Raw genomic sequence first — 17586 nt, forward strand, 5'->3', positions numbered from 1 at the left:
TAGACGGCTTTCTGGTGAGCACCATCCCCAAGGCTTCCCACTTTGCAGCGTTTTTAGCACAGCAGAGTGGGGAGAGATGGTAACCACCGGAACCTTCCTGGGTTCCGGCACGAAGGAGTGATCACTGTGCCACTAGCACTTGAAGGCAAGAAAGCGATTGTTGCCGAGGTCAGTGAAGCGGCCAAGGGCGCACTCTCCGTCGTAGTTGCTGATTCTCGCGGCGTTACGGTTGGTAAAATGACCGATCTGCGCAAGCAGGCGCGTGAGAATGGTGTAGAGCTGCGTGTTGTACGTAATACGCTGGCTCGCCGCGCTCTCGAGGGCACTCAGTGGGAGTGCTTGAACGATAGCTTCGTCGGTCCTACGTTGTTGGCTTTCTCTACTGACCATCCGGGCGCTGCCGCTCGTCTGTTCAAAGAGTTTGCTAAAACGGACAAGAACTTCGAAGTAAAAGCGTTGGCCTACGAAGGTGAGCTGATTCCGGCTGCTGACATCGACCGTCTGGCAACCCTACCGACACACGACGAAGCAATTGCCAAGTTGATGTCGGTAATGAAAGAAGCCTCCGCTGGCAAGCTGGTTCGTACTCTGGCCGCACTGCGCGACCAGAAGCAAGAAGCAGAAGCTGCTTAAGCAGCGTTTCTTGCAGGTGGCGTGAACGATCTGATCGATACGCTGCCTGAACCGAGCAATGAATCCTGAGTCATCGGCTGACCGAGACTCCCGCAAAGTTAGGAATGAAACAATGGCACTGTCTAAAGACGATATCATCAATGCTGTAGCCGACATGTCCGTAATGGAAGTTGTCGAGCTGATCGAAGCAATGGAAGAGAAATTCGGCGTTTCTGCCGCTGCTGCTGTTATGGCTGGTCCGGCTGCTGCTGGCGAAGCTGCTGAAGAGCAGACTGAGTTCGACGTCGTTCTGACCGCTGCTGGTGACAAGAAAGTTAACGTCATCAAAGCAGTACGTGAGATCACTGGCCTTGGCTTGAAAGAAGCTAAAGGTGCTGTTGACGGCGCTCCGGCGACCATCAAAGAAGGTCTGTCTAAAGACGACGCTGAAGCAGCTAAAGCTAAGCTGGAAGAAGCGGGCGCAACCGTCGAGCTCAAGTAATTCTTGTGCGGACGGCTTTACGCGCTGCGTAAGCTTCCACGGCTGGCGGCGGGATATCCCGCTGCCGGCCTTTTTCTGTTGTAACTGATGTTTAAGAGCAGCGGCGCTGTTGGCAAATAGCGGAAACGACAGAAACGTAAAAGCGTTATTGAATATAGTGTTATCGACTACAGTGTTATCGAACTAGATTTTCGACGGCGAGCTACCGATTTAGGAGCTTGCTGTCTGCGTCTGACGAAGCCCGCCGGGCAGCGATGACCACGCATCGGTCACCCATGGTGAACAAGCTGGGGAATACAGATGGCTTACTCATATACTGAGAAAAAACGCATCCGCAAGGATTTCGGCAAACTGCCCCAAGTGATGGATGTGCCTTACTTGCTGGCGATCCAGCTTGATTCCTATTACGACTTCCTCCAGCAAGATCGTTCGCCCGACGAGCGTCACGAGGTCGGTCTGCACGCGGCATTCAAGTCCGTGTTTCCGATTGAGAGCTTCTCCGGCAATGCAGCGCTTGAGTATGTCAGCTACCGCTTCGGTACGCCGGCGTTCGATGTTAAGGAGTGCCAGCTGCGCGGCGTGACTTACTCCGCCCCGCTGCGCGTCAAGGTTCGCTTGATCATCTATGATCGCGACTCCTCGAACAAAGCAATTAAAGATATCAAAGAGCAAGAAGTCTACATGGGGGAAATCCCCCTGATGACTGAGAACGGTACCTTTGTGATTAACGGTACTGAGCGGGTTATCGTCTCCCAGCTCCACCGCTCGCCCGGTGTGTTCTTCGATCACGACAAGGGTAAGAGCCACTCCTCCGGCAAGCTGCTCTACTCAGCTCGCGTAATTCCTTACCGTGGCTCTTGGTTGGACTTCGAGTTTGACCCCAAAGACAACGTCTTTGTGCGTATTGACCGTCGCCGCAAACTGCCGGCCTCGGTATTGATGCGTGCGCTGGGGATGAACACCGAAGAGATCCTGGCCGAGTTCTTTGAAACCAGCGTCTTCCACATTGAGAAATCCGGTTTCTCTGTGGAGTTGGTACCGTCGCGCCTGCGCGGCGAAACGGCTACTTTCGACATCAAGGATGGCGAAGGTAATGTGATCGTTGAAGAGGGTCGTCGGATTACCCAGAAGCACATTCGCCAGCTTGAAAAAGCCGGCCTTGAGCGTCTGGACGTGCCGATGGAGTACCTGTTCGGCAAAACCCTGGCCAAAGACCAAATCGATTCCAAAACGGGCGAGCTGATCTGTCCGTGTAATACCGAGATCACCCCCGAAGTGCTTGAGCGTATGGCCCAGGGCGGCATTACCCTGGTAGAGACGCTTTACACCAACGATCTCGACTGCGGTTCCTTTATTTCCGACACCTTGAAGCTGGATGCAACCAATTCCGCGCTTGAAGCGTTAGTCGAAATTTACCGCATGATGCGCCCCGGCGAGCCGCCCACCAAAGAGTCTGCCGAGACGCTGTTTAACAACCTGTTCTTCTCTGAGGACCGCTACGACCTGTCGGGCGTTGGCCGCATGAAGTTCAACCGCCGCCTGCGCCGTGATACCGATACCGGCTCCGGCGTGCTGGATCGCAAAGACATCCTGGATGTGCTGCGCGAGCTGATCAATATCCGTAACGGCTTCGGTGACGTTGACGATATCGATCACCTGGGTAACCGCCGTATTCGCTGTGTTGGCGAAATGGCAGAGAACCAGTTCCGCGTTGGCCTGGTGCGTGTAGAGCGTGCGGTGAAAGAGCGTCTTTCCATGGCGGAAAGCGAAGGCCTGATGCCCCAGGACTTGATCAACGCCAAGCCGGTTGCGGCGGCGGTGAAAGAGTTCTTCGGTTCCAGCCAGCTTTCCCAGTTTATGGATCAGAACAACCCGCTCTCTGAGGTTACCCACAAGCGTCGTGTGTCGGCACTCGGCCCCGGTGGTTTGACCCGTGAGCGTGCTGGCTTCGAAGTACGTGACGTTCACGCCACGCACTACGGGCGTCTATGCCCAATCGAAACGCCGGAAGGCCCGAACATCGGTCTGATTAACTCGCTGGCCACTTACAGCCACACCAACAGCTACGGTTTCCTCGAGACGCCGTACCGTAAAGTGGTTGATCGTCAGCTGACCGACGACATCGTTCACCTCTCGGCGATCGAAGAGGGCGATTTCGTTATCGCCCAGGCGTCAGCAGCGGTAGATGAGTCCAACAAGCTAAGTGATGACCTGGTTCAGGTTCGTCACCGCGGTGAAACTACCTTTATGCGTCCTGAGCAAGTGACGCTGATGGACGTATCGCCACGTCAGGTGGTCTCCGTCGCAGCGGCATTGATTCCGTTCCTGGAGCACGATGACGCCAACCGCGCCTTGATGGGTTCTAACATGCAGCGTCAGGCGGTACCGACCCTGCGTGCCGATAAGCCGCTGGTAGGTACGGGCATGGAGCGCTTTGTTGCCCGTGACTCCGGCGTCTGTGCGGTGGCCAATCGCGGCGGCGTGATTGATTCCGTTGATGCGCGTCGTGTCGTGGTACGGGTTAATGAAGATGAAATCATCGGCGGTGAAGCCGGTGTGGATATCTACAACCTGACCAAGTACACCCGCTCGAACCAGAACACCTGTATGAACCAGCGCCCGATCGTGCGGCCTGGTGACAGCGTGGCACGCGGCGACATTCTCGCCGACGGCCCGTCGGTGGATATGGGTGACCTGGCGCTTGGCCAGAACATGCGCATCGCGTTCATGCCCTGGAACGGCTACAACTTCGAGGACTCCATCCTGCTTTCCGAGCGGGTCGTTCAAGAAGACCGTTTCACCACGATTCACATTCAGGAACTGACCTGTGTGTCTCGCGACACCAAGTTGGGTTCTGAAGAGATTACTTCCGATATCCCCAACGTGGGCGAGTCTGCGCTCTCCAAGTTGGATGAAGCGGGCGTTGTCTACATCGGTGCCGAAGTCGGCCCGGGGGATATTCTGGTCGGTAAGGTGACGCCGAAAGGTGAAACCCAACTGACGCCCGAAGAGAAGCTGCTACGTGCCATCTTCGGCGAGAAAGCGTCTGACGTTAAAGACACTTCCCTGCGTGCCCCTACCGGCATGAAAGGTACGGTCATCGACGTGCAGGTGTTTACTCGTGACGGCGTTGAAAAAGATTCACGCGCCCTGTCAATCGAGCGCACTCAGCTGGATGAAGTTCGTAAGGATCTCCAAGAGACTTACCGTATCGCCGAAGACGCCACCTTTGAGCGTCTAAAGCGTACCCTTGACGGCCAGGCTGTTAACGGCGGACCGAACCTCAAGAAAGGTGACGTGCTCGACGAAGCGTACCTGGATGAGTTGCCGCGTCAGCAGTGGTTCAAGCTGCGTCTGCAGGATGAGTCGTTTAATGAGCTGCTGGCTCAGGCCGACGAACAGCTGGAAACCCGTCGCAAAGAGATGGACGAGCGCTTTGAAGATAAGAAGCGCAAGCTGACCCAGGGCGATGATCTCGCACCGGGCGTGCTAAAAATCGTCAAGGTCTACATGGCGGTCAAGCGTCGCATCCAGCCGGGTGACAAGATGGCCGGTCGTCACGGTAACAAAGGTGTTATCTCGGCGATTATGCCCATCGAAGACATGCCTTTTGATGAGAAGGGCGAGCCGGTCGACGTGGTACTGAACCCGCTGGGTGTACCGTCGCGTATGAACGTCGGTCAGATTCTGGAAACCCACCTGGGTATGGCGGCACGTGGCTTGGGCGTCAAGATCGAAGCCATGCTGCGCGACGCACGTGGACAGCAAGTGGCCGAGATCCGTGACTTCCTGGGGCAGATCTACAATACGCAAGGTACGCGCGTTGAAGATCTCGACTCCCTGACGGACGACGAGATCATTGCCCTGGCGAAGAACCTCAAAGGTGGTGTGCCCATGGCAACGCCGGTGTTTGACGGTGCCAAAGAGCACGAAATCAAGCACCTGCTGAAGCTAGCGGACATTCCCGAGTCGGGTCAGATGGCCCTGTTCGATGGCCGTACCGGTGATGCTTTTGACCGTCCGGTCACCGTTGGCTACATGTACATGCTGAAGCTTAACCACTTGGTAGACGACAAGATGCATGCGCGCTCTACCGGTTCTTACTCGCTGGTTACCCAGCAGCCCTTGGGTGGTAAGGCGCAATTCGGTGGTCAACGCTTCGGTGAGATGGAAGTGTGGGCGCTGGAAGCTTACGGCGCTGCATACACGCTACAAGAGATGCTCACCGTCAAGTCGGACGACGTCGAAGGCCGCACCAAGATGTACAAAAACATCGTGGATGGCGACCACACCATGCAGGCAGGCATGCCGGAATCCTTCAACGTACTCGTGAAGGAAATCCGCTCGCTGGGCATCGATATCGAGTTAGAGAGCTAGGAGCCGTCCCATGAAAGATTTGGTGAAAGTACTCAAATCGCAGTCTCAGTCCGAAGAGTTTGACGCGATCAAGATTACCCTGGCGTCGCCGGACATGATTCGCTCCTGGTCGTTTGGCGAGGTGAAGAAGCCTGAGACCATCAACTATCGTACCTTTAAACCGGAGCGGGATGGCCTGTTCTGCGCCAAGATCTTTGGCCCGGTAAAAGACTACGAGTGCCTGTGCGGCAAGTACAAGCGCATGAAGCACCGCGGCATCATTTGCGAAAAATGTGGCGTTGAAGTGACCAAAGCCGCCGTGCGCCGTGAGCGCATGGGGCACATCGAGCTCGCCTCTCCGGTGGCGCATATTTGGTTTCTGAAGTCACTGCCGTCGCGTATCGGCATGTTCCTCGATATGACCCTGCGTGATATCGAGCGCGTGCTGTACTTCGAAAGCTTTGTCGTGATCGACCCAGGCATGACCACGCTGGAGCGTGGTCAGCTGATGAACGACGAGCAGTACTTTGAAGCGTTGGAAGAGTTCGGCGACGACTTTGATGCCCGCATGGGTGCCGAAGCCGTTCAGGAACTGCTCAAAGACATCGATCTGGAAGAAGAGATTAACCACCTGCGCGAAGAGATTCCGCAGACTAACTCCGAAACCAAGATCAAGAAGCTCTCCAAGCGCCTCAAGCTGCTTGAAGCCTTCTACCACTCCGGCAACGCGCCGGCGTGGATGGTCATGGAAGTGCTGCCCGTGCTGCCGCCGGATCTGCGTCCGCTGGTACCGCTGGACGGTGGCCGCTTCGCGACCTCTGATCTCAACGACCTTTACCGTCGTGTGATCAACCGTAACAACCGCTTGAAGCGTCTGCTGGATCTCAATGCGCCGGATATTATCGTGCGCAACGAGAAGCGTATGCTTCAGGAAGCCGTCGATGCACTGCTTGATAACGGTCGTCGTGGCCGCGCGATCACGGGCTCTAACAAGCGTCCGCTGAAATCGCTCGCCGACATGATCAAAGGTAAGCAGGGTCGTTTCCGTCAGAACCTGCTGGGTAAGCGCGTCGACTACTCGGGCCGTTCGGTAATTACCGTAGGTCCAACGCTGCGTCTGCACCAGTGTGGTCTGCCCAAGAAAATGGCCCTTGAGCTGTTCAAGCCGTTTATCTACTCCAAGCTGCAGTCGCTGGGCTACGCCTCAACGATCAAAGCCGCCAAGAAGATGGTCGAGCGCGAGCTGCCGGAAGTGTGGGACATCCTTGCCGATGTTATCCGCGAACATCCGGTACTGCTCAACCGCGCACCCACGCTTCACCGTCTGGGCATCCAGGCGTTTGAGCCGCTGTTGATCGAAGGTAAAGCCATTCAGCTGCACCCGCTGGTATGTGCTGCTTATAACGCCGACTTTGACGGTGACCAGATGGCGGTACACGTACCGCTGACGCTGGAAGCGCAGCTTGAAGCGCGTGCGCTGATGATGGCCACCAACAACGTACTGTCGCCTGCTAACGGCGAACCGATCATCGTACCGTCGCAAGACGTTGTTCTGGGTCTCTATTACATGACCCGCGAAAAGATCAACGCCAAAGGCGAAGGTATGGTGTTCTCTGACCTTAATGAAGTTGAGCGCGCCTTTGGTACTCAGTCAGTATCGCTGCACGCCCGGGTCAAAGTGCGTCTGGACGAAATCGATATCGAAGAAGAGAGCGGCGAGCGTAGCTTCCACCGCCGTATTTACGATACGACGGTAGGCCGTGCACTGCTGTTCCGCATTCTGCCCGAAGGTGTGCCCTTCGAGCTGATCGACCAGCCGATGAAGAAGAAGGCGATCTCCAGCCTGATCAACGAAGTTTATCGTCGTGCCGGCCTCAAGCCGACCGTCATTTTCGCTGACCAGCTGATGTATACCGGTTTCCGTCTGGCGACCTGGTCCGGCGCCTCAATCGGTGTTAACGACTTCGTTATTCCCGAAGCAAAAACTGAAATCGTTGATGCAGCGGAAGCCGAAGTTAAAGAGATCGAAGACCAGTTCTCTTCTGGCCTGGTAACAGCGGGTGAGAAGTACAACAAGGTTATCGATATTTGGTCCAAGGCCAACGATAAAGTCGCCAAGGCGATGATGGTGGGTATCTCTAAAGAGACCGTCATCGATCGTGATGGTAACGAAGTTGAGCAGGACTCGTTCAACAGCGTCTTCATCATGGCCGACTCCGGTGCCCGGGGTAGTGCCGCCCAGATCCGCCAGTTGGCGGGTATGCGTGGCCTGATGGCCAAGCCGGACGGTTCGATCATCGAAACGCCGATCGTCGCCAACTTCCGTGAAGGTCTGAACGTACTTCAGTACTTCATCTCGACCCACGGTGCACGTAAAGGTCTTGCGGATACGGCGTTGAAAACCGCCAACTCCGGTTACCTGACCCGTCGTTTGGTAGACGTAGCGCAAGACTTGGTTATCACCGAAGTCGACTGTGGTACCGAAAATGGCTTGACCCTGCACCCGATCATCGAAGGCGGCGACATCATCGTGCCGCTTTCCCAGCGCGTGCTGGGTCGTGTCGTCGCTCAGGATGTAGTTCACCCTGGCAGCGGTGAAGTATTGATCGCTAAAGGTACCTTGCTCGACGAGAAATGGTGTGCCGAGCTCGACACCATGGGTGTCGACGAGATCATCGTACGCTCTACGATTACCTGTGAGACCGCACACGGCGTGTGTGCCTCCTGTTACGGCCGTGACCTGGCCCGTGGCCATCAGGTCAACATCGGTGAAGCCGTCGGCGTTATCGCCGCACAGTCCATCGGTGAGCCGGGAACCCAGCTGACCATGCGTACCTTCCACATCGGTGGTGCGGCATCGCGTTCGTCAGCCGTGGATAGTGTACAAGTGAAGCACGGCGGTAAGGTTCGTCTGCACAACATCAAGCACGTTGAGCGTGCCGACGGCAAGCTGGTTGTTGTATCTCGCTCCAGCGCCCTGGCCGTTGCTGACGACCATGGCCGTGAGCGCGAGTACTATAAGCTCCCTTACGGTGCTGAGCTTTCTGTACGCGACGGCGATGTGGTCGACGCTGGTGCGACAGTTGCCAAATGGGATCCGCACACTCACCCGATCGTTGCCGAAGTAGAAGGTAAGGCGCAGTTCATCGATCTCGACGAGGGTGTCACCATGCACCGTAGCGTCGATGAGATGACCGGCCTCTCCTCCATTGAGGTGATCGAGTCTGCAGCACGTCCCATGGCCGGTCGCGACAAGCGCCCAATGGTTATGCTGCAAGACAGTTCTGGCGAGTACGTCTCTGTATCGGGCTCTAACACCCCGGTTCAGTACCTGCTGCCGGGTAACTCGATTATTTCGGTCGACGATGGTGTGACGATCGGGGTGGGTGAAGTAGTTGCCCGTATCCCGGTAGAAGCCTCGGCGAACAAAGACATCACCGGTGGTCTGCCGCGGGTTGCTGACTTGTTCGAAGCGCGTAAGCCGAAAGAGTCCTCTATCCTGGCCGAGATCAGCGGTGTGATCAGCTTCGGTAAAGAGACCAAAGGTAAGCGCCGTCTGACCATTACTCCGGAGTCTGGCGATCCGTTTGAAGCGCTGATTCCGAAATGGCGTCAAATTGCCGTCTTCGAAGGCGAAACTGTCGAGAAGGGTGAGGTAATTTCCGATGGGCCGAGCAATCCGCACGATATCCTGCGCTTGCTGGGTGTTGAGGAGCTCGCCAAGTACATCACTGCCGAAGTACAGGACGTTTACCGTCTGCAAGGCGTAGGTATCAACGACAAGCACATCGAAGTCATTGTGCGTCAGATGCTGCGCAAGGTAGAGATTACTGATTCGGGCGATTCCGACTTCATCACGGGCGACCAGGCTGAACTGGTACGCGTGCTGGAACAGAACGAACGCCTTGAGAAAGAGAAAAAATTCCCGGCCAAGTATCAGCGTATGCTGCTGGGTATCACCAAGGCCAGTCTGGCCACTGAGTCGTTCATTTCCGCGGCCTCCTTCCAGGAGACAACTCGCGTACTGACCGAAGCAGCGGTGACGGGCAAGCGCGATTACCTGCGCGGCCTGAAAGAAAACGTGGTGGTTGGTCGCCTGATACCGGCGGGTACGGGCTTGACTCACCACGCAGAGCGTCGTCGCAAGCGCGAAGACGTAGAGCAACTGTTCAATCCTTCGGCTACCGAAGTCGAACAGGAGCTGGGTGCTCAGTTGACCGCTCTCGACTCTGACGATGAGCTGTAGGTCTGGCACCTAACGCGGTAGATAAAATGAGTAAGTAAAACGAGTAGCTGACCTGAAAAAGCGTCACCTTGCCGGTAAAACCGCCGGCAAGGCTTGACGCGACCTAGGGTCAGCCTTTAGAATGCGCAGCCTTTAACAGTGGGGTGGGTGCGCCCGCATCCGCTGCTTGTATTTGTTAATAGGCCAAGGCAACCATTGGAGTCAGCTAAACACCATGGCAACGATTAATCAGCTAGTGCGCAAGCCGCGCAAGCGCCCCGTCACCAAAAGTGACGTGCCAGCGCTGCAGGCCTGTCCGCAAAAACGTGGCGTTTGTACGCGCGTTTACACCACCACCCCGAAAAAGCCTAACTCGGCTCTGCGTAAGGTTTGCCGTGTGCGCCTTACCAACGGCTTTGAAGTGTCTTCTTACATCGGTGGTGAAGGTCACAACCTTCAAGAACACTCTGTCGTTTTGATTCGTGGCGGTCGTGTAAAGGATTTGCCAGGTGTGCGTTATCACACCGTTCGTGGCGCCCTTGACACCTCTGGCGTTCAAAATCGTCGTCAGGGTCGTTCTAAATACGGTACTAAGCGTCCTAAGTCCTAATCGACTTAAGGTAGCTTTACAGCACGTCCGGTCTGCCGGCTGCTGAGTAACGATTATCACGAATTTGACGGTCTGATAAGAGTAAGGTCGGGCGGCGCCTGTCGTATTTGAATAGCGTACACAGGCTGCAGGAGTTCCGGGTTTACCTGAAAGATCCTTAATTGAGGGCTTATCATGCCTAGAAGAAGAGTAGTAGCTAAACGCGAGATTCTGCCGGATCCTAAGTTCGGAAGTGAGCGTCTGGCGAAGTTCATGAACCACCTGATGGTCAGCGGCAAGAAGTCCATAGCTGAGCGTATCGTCTACGGTGCGTTGGACAAGGTTGCCGAGCGTAGTAAAGAAGATCCGCTGGAGATCTTCGACAAAGCGCTGGAAGCCATCCAGCCGATGGTCGAAGTGAAGTCGCGCCGCGTTGGTGGTGCGACCTATCAGGTGCCGGTTGAAGTACGTCCGTCTCGCCGTCAAGCGCTGGCAATGCGCTGGCTGGTAGACGCGGCGCGTCGTCGCGGTGAGAAAACCATGGTGCAGCGTCTGGCGGGTGAAATGCTGGATGCCGCTGAAGGTAAAGGTTCTGCCGTTAAGAAGCGCGAAGACGTGCATCGCATGGCAGAAGCCAACAAGGCCTTCTCGCACTACCGTTTCTAAGGTACGCGTATCTAAGGTCAGCGTTTCTAAAATCGGCGTTTCTAAGTACGGCGTTTTTAAGTATGGCTTTAGGGTTTTAATATGCACGTTGTTCAGCATGGCGAAGTGTTTGCTGAGTCGCTCTGTTGTAATACCTAACCGCTACCCTCAAGGGGTAGCGGCGGTCGCATAAGCCTCGCTTGCATACGCCGCTAAATTAACGAGCATCGCCAACAAACGGGAGTTTCACCGTGGCACGCAAGACTCCACTAAATCGTTACCGTAATATCGGTATCGTCGCTCACGTCGACGCGGGTAAAACCACGACGACCGAGCGTGTACTGTTCTACACCGGCCTTTCCCATAAAGTGGGCGAAGTGCACGATGGTGCTGCGACCATGGACTGGATGGAGCAGGAGCAGGAGCGTGGTATTACTATCACCTCAGCTGCGACTACCTGTTTCTGGCAGGGCATGAGCAAGCAGTTCCCTGAGCACCGTATCAACATTATCGACACACCAGGGCACGTTGACTTCACGATCGAAGTTGAGCGTTCTCTACGCGTACTCGATGGTGCGGTTGTTGTTCTGTGTGGTTCTTCCGGCGTTCAGCCGCAGACCGAAACAGTATGGCGCCAGGCCAACAAGTACGAAGTTCCGCGTATGGTTTTCGTCAACAAGATGGATCGTACCGGCGCTGACTTCTTCATGGTTGTCAACCAGCTGAAAGAGCGGCTGGGTGCCAACGCTGTGCCGATCCAGATTAACTGGGGCACGGAAGAGGACTTTAAAGGCGTTATCGACCTTATTCAGATGAAGGCTATCCTGTGGGATGAGGAAAGCCTGGGTATGAATTATGACCTCGTGGATATTCCGGCTGAATTGCAAGAAACAGCTGCAAAGTATCGCGAAGAGATGGTCGAGGCGGCTGCCGAAGGCTCTGACGAGCTGATGGAGAAGTACCTCGAAGGCGGTGAGCTGTCGATTGAAGAGATCAAGGCTGGTCTGCGTGCGCGCACCCTGGCTAACGATATCGTTCTGGTTACCTGTGGTTCTGCCTTTAAGAACAAAGGCGTTCAGGCAGTGCTGGATGGCGTTATCGAATACATGCCTTCGCCGACTGAAGTTAAGGCGATCGAAGGTGAGCTTGACGACAAAGATGGCACCGTCGATACCCGTGAGGCTGATGACAGTGCGCCGTTTGCGGCTCTGGCGTTTAAAATCGCCACTGACCCCTTCGTTGGTACGCTGACCTTTATCCGCGTCTACTCGGGTGTTCTGAAATCTGGTGACGGTGTATATAACTCCGTCAAGCAGAAGAAAGAGCGCGTTGGCCGTATCGTACAGATGCACGCCAACTCCCGCGAAGAGATCAAAGAAGTTCTGGCGGGCGACATCGCTGCTTGTATCGGTCTGAAAGACGTCACTACGGGTGATACCCTGTGCGACATCGATAACAAGATCGTTCTCGAGCGTATGGAGTTCCCTGATCCGGTTATCTCGGTAGCCGTAGAGCCTAAATCTAAGGCAGACCAAGAGAAAATGGGTGTTGCTCTGGGCAAGCTTGCTCAAGAAGACCCCTCTTTCCAGGTCAAAACCGACGAAGAAACCGGCCAGACGATTATTTCTGGTATGGGTGAGCTTCACCTGGATATCCTTGTTGACCGTATGCGTCGCGAGTTCAAGGTTGAAGCCAATATCGGTAAGCCGCAGGTTGCCTACCGTGAAACGATTCGCGGCAGCATCGAGCAAGAAGGCAAGTTCGTACGTCAGTCCGGTGGTCGTGGTCAGTATGGTCACGTTTGGCTGCGTATCGAGCCGCTGACAGCAGAAGAGAAGGGTGAAGGCGAAGACGAACTGTTCTTCAAGTTCAACTCAGAAATCGTGGGTGGCACGGTTCCCAAGGAATACGTACCTGCGGTTGAGAAGGGTGCTTTTGAGCAGCTCAAAAACGGCGTCATCGCGGGTTACCCGATGATCGACGTTAAAGTAACGCTGTTTGATGGCTCCTTCCACGACGTAGACTCTAACGAGACTGCGTTTAAGATTGCTTCTTCTATGGCAGTAAAAGAAGGTGCCAGGAAGGCCAAGGCCGTGCTGCTGGAGCCGGTGATGAAGGTCGAAATCGTGACCCCCGAAGAATTTATGGGTGACGTCATGGGTGACCTGAGCCGTCGTCGCGGCCTGGTGCAGGGTATGGATGACTCCTCTTCTGGTAAAGTCATTCGTGCGACGGTGCCATTGGGTGAGATGTTCGGTTATGCAACCGATCTGCGCTCACAAACCCAGGGCCGTGCGAGCTACTCTATGGAGTTCTCGAAGTACGACGAGGCGCCCTCCAGCGTCGTTGAAGCCGTCATCAATCAAAACGGTTAACCGTTAGCTAACGTAAAGAGGTTATAGCAGTGGCTAAGGAAAAATTTGAACGTTCCAAACCGCACGTCAACGTCGGCACCATTGGTCACGTCGACCACGGTAAAACGACCCTGACGGCGGCCCTGACCCGCGTGTCTGCTGAGGTTTTCGGCGGCGACTGGCGTGAGTTTGATACCATCGATAACGCTCCTGAAGAGCGTGAGCGCGGTATCACCATCGCTACTTCCCACGTGGAATATCAGTCTGAAGATCGTCACTACGCGCACGTTGACTGCCCAGGGCACGCCGACTACGTCAAGAACATGATCACCGGTGCTGCGCAGATGGACGGCGCAATCCTGGTATGTTCTGCAGCAGACGGCCCGATGCCGCAGACTCGCGAGCACATCCTGCTGTCTCGTCAGGTTGGCGTACCGTTCATCGTTGTGTTCCTGAACAAAGCGGACATGGTCGATGATGAAGAGCTGCTCGAGCTGGTTGAGATGGAAGTTCGTGAGCTTCTCGATCAGTACGACTTCCCGGGCGACGACACGCCGATCATCACTGGTTCTGCGCTGATGGCACTGAACGGTGAAGATGACAAGGGCATGGGTACCACTGCCGTTGCCAATCTGATCAAGGCTCTGGATGCTTACATCCCTGAGCCGGAGCGTGCTATTGATCAGCCGTTCCTGATGCCGATCGAAGACGTGTTCTCTATCTCTGGTCGCGGTACTGTTGTTACCGGTCGTGTAGAGCGCGGCATCGTTAAAGCGGGCGAAGAAGTGGAAATCGTGGGTATCCGCGACACCACCAAAACGATCGTTACCGGTGTTGAAATGTTCCGCAAACTGCTCGACGAAGGTCGTGCTGGTGAGAACGTTGGCGCCCTGCTGCGTGGTACTAAGCGTGATGACGTCGAGCGTGGCCAGGTACTGGCTAAGCCGGGCACCATCAACCCGCACACTACCTTCGAAGCAGAAGTTTACGTACTGTCCAAGGAAGAGGGTGGTCGTCACACGCCTTTCTTCAAGGGCTACCGTCCGCAGTTCTACTTCCGTACCACCGACGTAACCGGTACTTGTGAACTGCCGGAAGGCGTTGAAATGGTCATGCCGGGTGACAACGTGCAAATGGTTGTTACCTTGATCGCTCCGATCGCAATGGACGAAGGCTTGCGCTTCGCTATTCGTGAAGGCGGCCGTACTGTCGGTGCTGGCGTTGTGGCCAAGATCGTCAAGTAAGCAATATGCTTGAATGATGAAGGGGGCTCTGATGAGCCCCCTTTTCTGCGCACCAACAGCAAATGTTTGACATGGGCTTTTGGCGTGCCTATAATGCGCATCCTTTGAATGCGTGGGTAGACGGCTCGCGCCGTCGACATCCATTGGAGTTTAGGGCAAATGCAGAACCAAAAGATTCGCATTCGGTTGAAAGCTTTCGACCATCGCCTGATCGATCAGTCTACAGCGGAGATTGTTGAAACCGCTAAACGTACTGGTGCTCAGGTTCGTGGTCCGATTCCGCTGCCGACCAACCGCGAGCGTTACACCATTCTGATCTCACCGCACGTCAACAAAGATGCGCGTGACCAGTATGAGATTCGTACGCACAAGCGTGTGCTCGACATTGTTGAGCCGACCGAAAAAACTGTTGATGCTTTGATGAAACTTGATCTCGCCGCAGGCGTAGACGTGCAAATCAAACTCAACTAATTACACTAGTCACTTTGCGGCCCAGCGCTCATCGCTCTTTGTAAAGAGTTGGCATGAGCAGCAGCCGCCGCGCCGTGAGGCGCCATACAATGTGCTAGTGGAATGCTCTGGAAAGGGCAGCCATAGCGGGTGATAGCCCCGTACACTATAGGAGACTGAGTATGACTATCGGTTTAGTCGGTAAAAAGGCCGGGATGACCCGTGTCTTTACCGAAGACGGCGCGTCTGTGCCCGTAACCGTTATTGAAGTTGATCCTAATCGTGTTACACGCGTTAAATCTGTCGAGTCTGACGGTTACGCAGCGATTCAGGTCACATCTGGCTCTCGTAAAGCTAAGCACCTCACCAAAGCGCAAGCTGGACAGTTTGCCAAGGCGGGTGTTGAAGCTGGTCGTGCACTGATGGAATTTCGTCTTGCAGAAGGCGAAGAGATTCCTGAAGTAGGCGGCGAAATCACCGTATCCCTCTTCGAAGCTGGTCAAATGGTTGACGTGACTGGCACCTCTAAGGGTAAAGGCTTCCAGGGTGCTGTTAAGCGCTGGAACTTCCGCACCCAAGATATGACTCACGGTAACTCTCTGTCGCATCGCGCGCCGGGTTCTATCGGCATGTGTCAGACTCCGGGTCGCGTTTTCAAAGGCAAAAAGATGGCCGGTCAAATGGGTAACGCCCGTTGCACCGTGCAGAGCCTTGAGATCGTCCGTGTCGACGCCGAGCGTAACCTGCTGCTGATTAAAGGCGCCGTACCGGGTGCTCCCGGTAGTGACGTTATCGTTCGCAGCGCCGTGAAAGCAGGCTGAAGGGGATAATTACCAATGAATCTGAATCTTGCTGCAGGCACGGGTACCGTTGAAGTAGCCGACGCCACTTTTGGCAAAGAATTCAACGAAGCGCTCGTTCACCAGGTTGTCACTGCCTATTTGGCGGCTGGTCGTCAGGGAACCCGCGCACAAAAGAGTCGTTCCGACGTTCGTGGCGGTGGTAAAAAGCCGTGGCGTCAGAAAGGCACCGGTCGTGCACGTGCCGGTACCATCCGCTCTCCGCTATGGCGTAGTGGTGGCGTAACCTTCGCGGCGCGTCCGCAAGACTACACCCAGAAGGTTAACCGCAAGATGTACCGTGCAGCGATGCGCTCCATCTTGTCAGAGCTGGTACGTCAAGAGCGTTTAGTCGCGATTGAAGAATTCGTCGTTGATGCGCCTAAGACCAAGCAGGTAGCTGCCAAGCTAAAAGAGCTCAACCTTGAGAAAGTGTTGATCGTTACTGAAGAAGTTGACGAAAAGCTCTATTTAGCCGCGCGCAACCTTCCCCACGTTGACGTGGTGGATGTCGCGGCAGCTGACCCGGTAAGCCTGGTAGCCTTTGATAAGGTGCTGATTACCGTCTCCGCCCTGCGTAAATTCGAGGAGAAGCTGGCATGAACCAGGAACGCGTATTTAAGGTTCTGCTTGGGCCGCACGTGACCGAAAAGGCCGCAATGGCAGCCGAGCGCAACCAGTACGTTTTCAAGGTGGCATCTGATGCTACCAAGCCCGAGATCAAAAAGGCCGTTGAAGCACTCTTCGGCAAAAAGGTCGGTAGTGTTCAGGTACTGAACATGAAGGGTAAAACAAAGCGTACTGCGAACGGCGTTGGCCTGCGTAAGGGTTACCGCAAAGCGTATGTGACCCTGGCTGCGGGTGAAACGCTCGAAGACTTCTCTGGCGCCGAATAAGGGCAGGAGTACGGATAATGGCAATCGTCAAGACCAAACCCACTTCCGCCGGTCGTCGCCACGTCGTCAAGATCGTTGGCGAGGAACTGTTTAAAGGCCGTGCCTATGCACCGCTTTTGGAAAAACAGTCCAAGTCCGGCGGCCGGAATAACTACGGTCGTATCACCACCCGCCACGTGGGCGGTGGTCATCGTCACCACTATCGGTTGATCGATTTCAAGCGCACCAAGGATGGCATTCCTGCCACCGTTGAGCGCCTGGAGCACGATCCCAACCGCAGTGCGCACATTGCACTGCTGAAGTATGCCGATGGTGAGCGTCGTTACATCATTGCACCGAAAGGTGTCAGCGCGGGTGACGTGCTGGAATCGGGTGTTAACGCGTCAATCAAGAAAGGCAATGCCTTGCCGCTGCGTAACGTCCCGTTGGGTTCTACGGTGCACTGCATCGAACTCAAGCCGGGTAAAGGTGCGCAGATTGCTCGCAGTGCCGGTACAAGCGCCCAGTTGGTTGCTCGTGAAGGTAACTATGCCACCCTGCGTCTTCGCTCTGGCGAAATGCGTAAAGTGTTGGCCGAGTGCCGCGCGACGTTGGGTGAAGTGAGCAACTCTGAGCACAGCCTGCGTCAACTTGGCAAGGCCGGTGCGAAGCGCTGGAGAGGCGTGCGTCCGACTGTTCGCGGTGTCGCGATGAACCCAGTCGATCACCCACACGGTGGTGGCGAAGGCCGCACCAGTGGTGGTCGTCACCCGGTATCCCCATGGGGTGTGCCGACTAAGGGTCACAAGACGCGTAAGAACAAGCGCACCGACAAGCTGATCATTCGTCGTCGTAACAAGACGCGTTGATCTAAATTGCCAAGACATTAAGAGGT

13 protein-coding genes are annotated in these 17586 nt (G+C 55.3%); all 13 read left to right on the forward strand.

Features of this window, described 5'->3' with window-relative positions:
• The first annotated feature begins 126 nt into the window (after window positions 1–126).
• The 13 genes from rplJ to rplB all read left to right on the forward strand — a co-directional run bounded on the left by rplJ (window position 127) and on the right by rplB (window position 17560).
• A complete protein-coding gene (rplJ, locus tag SR894_RS00540; protein ID WP_133731702.1) occupies window positions 127–633 on the forward strand; it encodes a 50S ribosomal protein L10 in 507 nt (168 codons plus the stop codon).
• 112 nt (window positions 634–745) lie between these two features.
• Entirely contained in the window at window positions 746–1114 is a 369-nt protein-coding gene (gene rplL, locus SR894_RS00545; protein ID WP_133731701.1) for a 50S ribosomal protein L7/L12, read from the forward strand.
• 300 nt (window positions 1115–1414) lie between these two features.
• The gene (gene rpoB, locus SR894_RS00550; RefSeq protein ID WP_133731700.1) at window positions 1415–5491 is read left to right on the forward strand and encodes a DNA-directed RNA polymerase subunit beta; all 4077 of its coding nucleotides are present in this window, start codon (window positions 1415–1417) and stop codon (window positions 5489–5491) included.
• Between the two features lie 10 nt (window positions 5492–5501).
• Window positions 5502–9716, forward strand: coding sequence for a DNA-directed RNA polymerase subunit beta' (gene rpoC, locus SR894_RS00555; RefSeq protein WP_009288147.1), 4215 nt, complete (start codon window positions 5502–5504; stop codon window positions 9714–9716).
• Window positions 9717–9930: 214 nt separating this feature from the next.
• Window positions 9931–10305: a 30S ribosomal protein S12 gene (gene rpsL, locus SR894_RS00560; protein WP_008959173.1), complete on the forward strand. Its 375-nt coding sequence runs from the start codon at window positions 9931–9933 to the stop codon at window positions 10303–10305.
• A 174-nt stretch (window positions 10306–10479) separates the two neighbouring features.
• A complete protein-coding gene (gene rpsG / locus SR894_RS00565) occupies window positions 10480–10950 on the forward strand; it encodes a 30S ribosomal protein S7 (protein WP_009288145.1) in 471 nt (156 codons plus the stop codon).
• Window positions 10951–11180: 230 nt separating this feature from the next.
• Window positions 11181–13304 (forward strand): elongation factor G, encoded by a 2124-nt coding sequence (gene fusA / locus SR894_RS00570; RefSeq protein WP_133731699.1) that lies wholly within the window; start codon window positions 11181–11183, stop codon window positions 13302–13304.
• Window positions 13305–13333: 29 nt separating this feature from the next.
• On the forward strand, window positions 13334–14527 hold the full coding sequence (gene tuf, locus SR894_RS00575; protein ID WP_009288143.1) for an elongation factor Tu: 1194 nt from the start codon (window positions 13334–13336) through the stop codon (window positions 14525–14527).
• A gap of 159 nt (window positions 14528–14686) precedes the next feature.
• Window positions 14687–14998, forward strand: coding sequence for a 30S ribosomal protein S10 (gene rpsJ, locus SR894_RS00580; RefSeq protein ID WP_007112007.1), 312 nt, complete (start codon window positions 14687–14689; stop codon window positions 14996–14998).
• Between the two features lie 161 nt (window positions 14999–15159).
• Window positions 15160–15798 (forward strand): 50S ribosomal protein L3, encoded by a 639-nt coding sequence (rplC, locus tag SR894_RS00585; protein WP_035582685.1) that lies wholly within the window; start codon window positions 15160–15162, stop codon window positions 15796–15798.
• Window positions 15799–15813: 15 nt separating this feature from the next.
• A complete protein-coding gene (gene rplD, locus SR894_RS00590) occupies window positions 15814–16419 on the forward strand; it encodes a 50S ribosomal protein L4 (protein ID WP_071695001.1) in 606 nt (201 codons plus the stop codon).
• Complete coding sequence (gene rplW / locus SR894_RS00595) at window positions 16416–16712, forward strand: 50S ribosomal protein L23 (RefSeq protein ID WP_008959167.1); 297 nt, start codon at window positions 16416–16418, stop codon at window positions 16710–16712. The genes rplD and rplW overlap by 4 nt, the downstream gene beginning before the upstream one ends.
• Before the next feature lie 17 nt (window positions 16713–16729).
• Complete coding sequence (rplB, locus tag SR894_RS00600) at window positions 16730–17560, forward strand: 50S ribosomal protein L2 (protein WP_008959166.1); 831 nt, start codon at window positions 16730–16732, stop codon at window positions 17558–17560.
• The last annotated feature ends 26 nt before the right edge of the window (window positions 17561–17586 follow it).

The sequence above is a fragment of the Vreelandella neptunia genome (assembly GCF_034479615.1).
Classification (GTDB): domain Bacteria; phylum Pseudomonadota; class Gammaproteobacteria; order Pseudomonadales; family Halomonadaceae; genus Vreelandella; species Vreelandella neptunia.

Excerpts from the sequence above, each read along its gene's own strand:
- rplL (WP_133731701.1), top strand. The coding sequence starts at position 746 with ATGGCACTGTCTAAAGACGATATCATCAATGCTGTAGCCGACATGTCC.
- rpoB (WP_133731700.1), top strand. The coding sequence starts at position 1,415 with ATGGCTTACTCATATACTGAGAAAAAACGCATCCGCAAGGATTTCGGC.
- rpoC (WP_009288147.1), top strand. The coding sequence starts at position 5,502 with ATGAAAGATTTGGTGAAAGTACTCAAATCGCAGTCTCAGTCCGAAGAG.
- rpsL (WP_008959173.1), top strand. The coding sequence starts at position 9,931 with ATGGCAACGATTAATCAGCTAGTGCGCAAGCCGCGCAAGCGCCCCGTC.
- rpsG (WP_009288145.1), top strand. The coding sequence starts at position 10,480 with ATGCCTAGAAGAAGAGTAGTAGCTAAACGCGAGATTCTGCCGGATCCT.
- rpsJ (WP_007112007.1), top strand. The coding sequence starts at position 14,687 with ATGCAGAACCAAAAGATTCGCATTCGGTTGAAAGCTTTCGACCATCGC.
- rplC (WP_035582685.1), top strand. The coding sequence starts at position 15,160 with ATGACTATCGGTTTAGTCGGTAAAAAGGCCGGGATGACCCGTGTCTTT.
- rplD (WP_071695001.1), top strand. The coding sequence starts at position 15,814 with ATGAATCTGAATCTTGCTGCAGGCACGGGTACCGTTGAAGTAGCCGAC.
- rplW (WP_008959167.1), top strand. The coding sequence starts at position 16,416 with ATGAACCAGGAACGCGTATTTAAGGTTCTGCTTGGGCCGCACGTGACC.
- rplB (WP_008959166.1), top strand. The coding sequence starts at position 16,730 with ATGGCAATCGTCAAGACCAAACCCACTTCCGCCGGTCGTCGCCACGTC.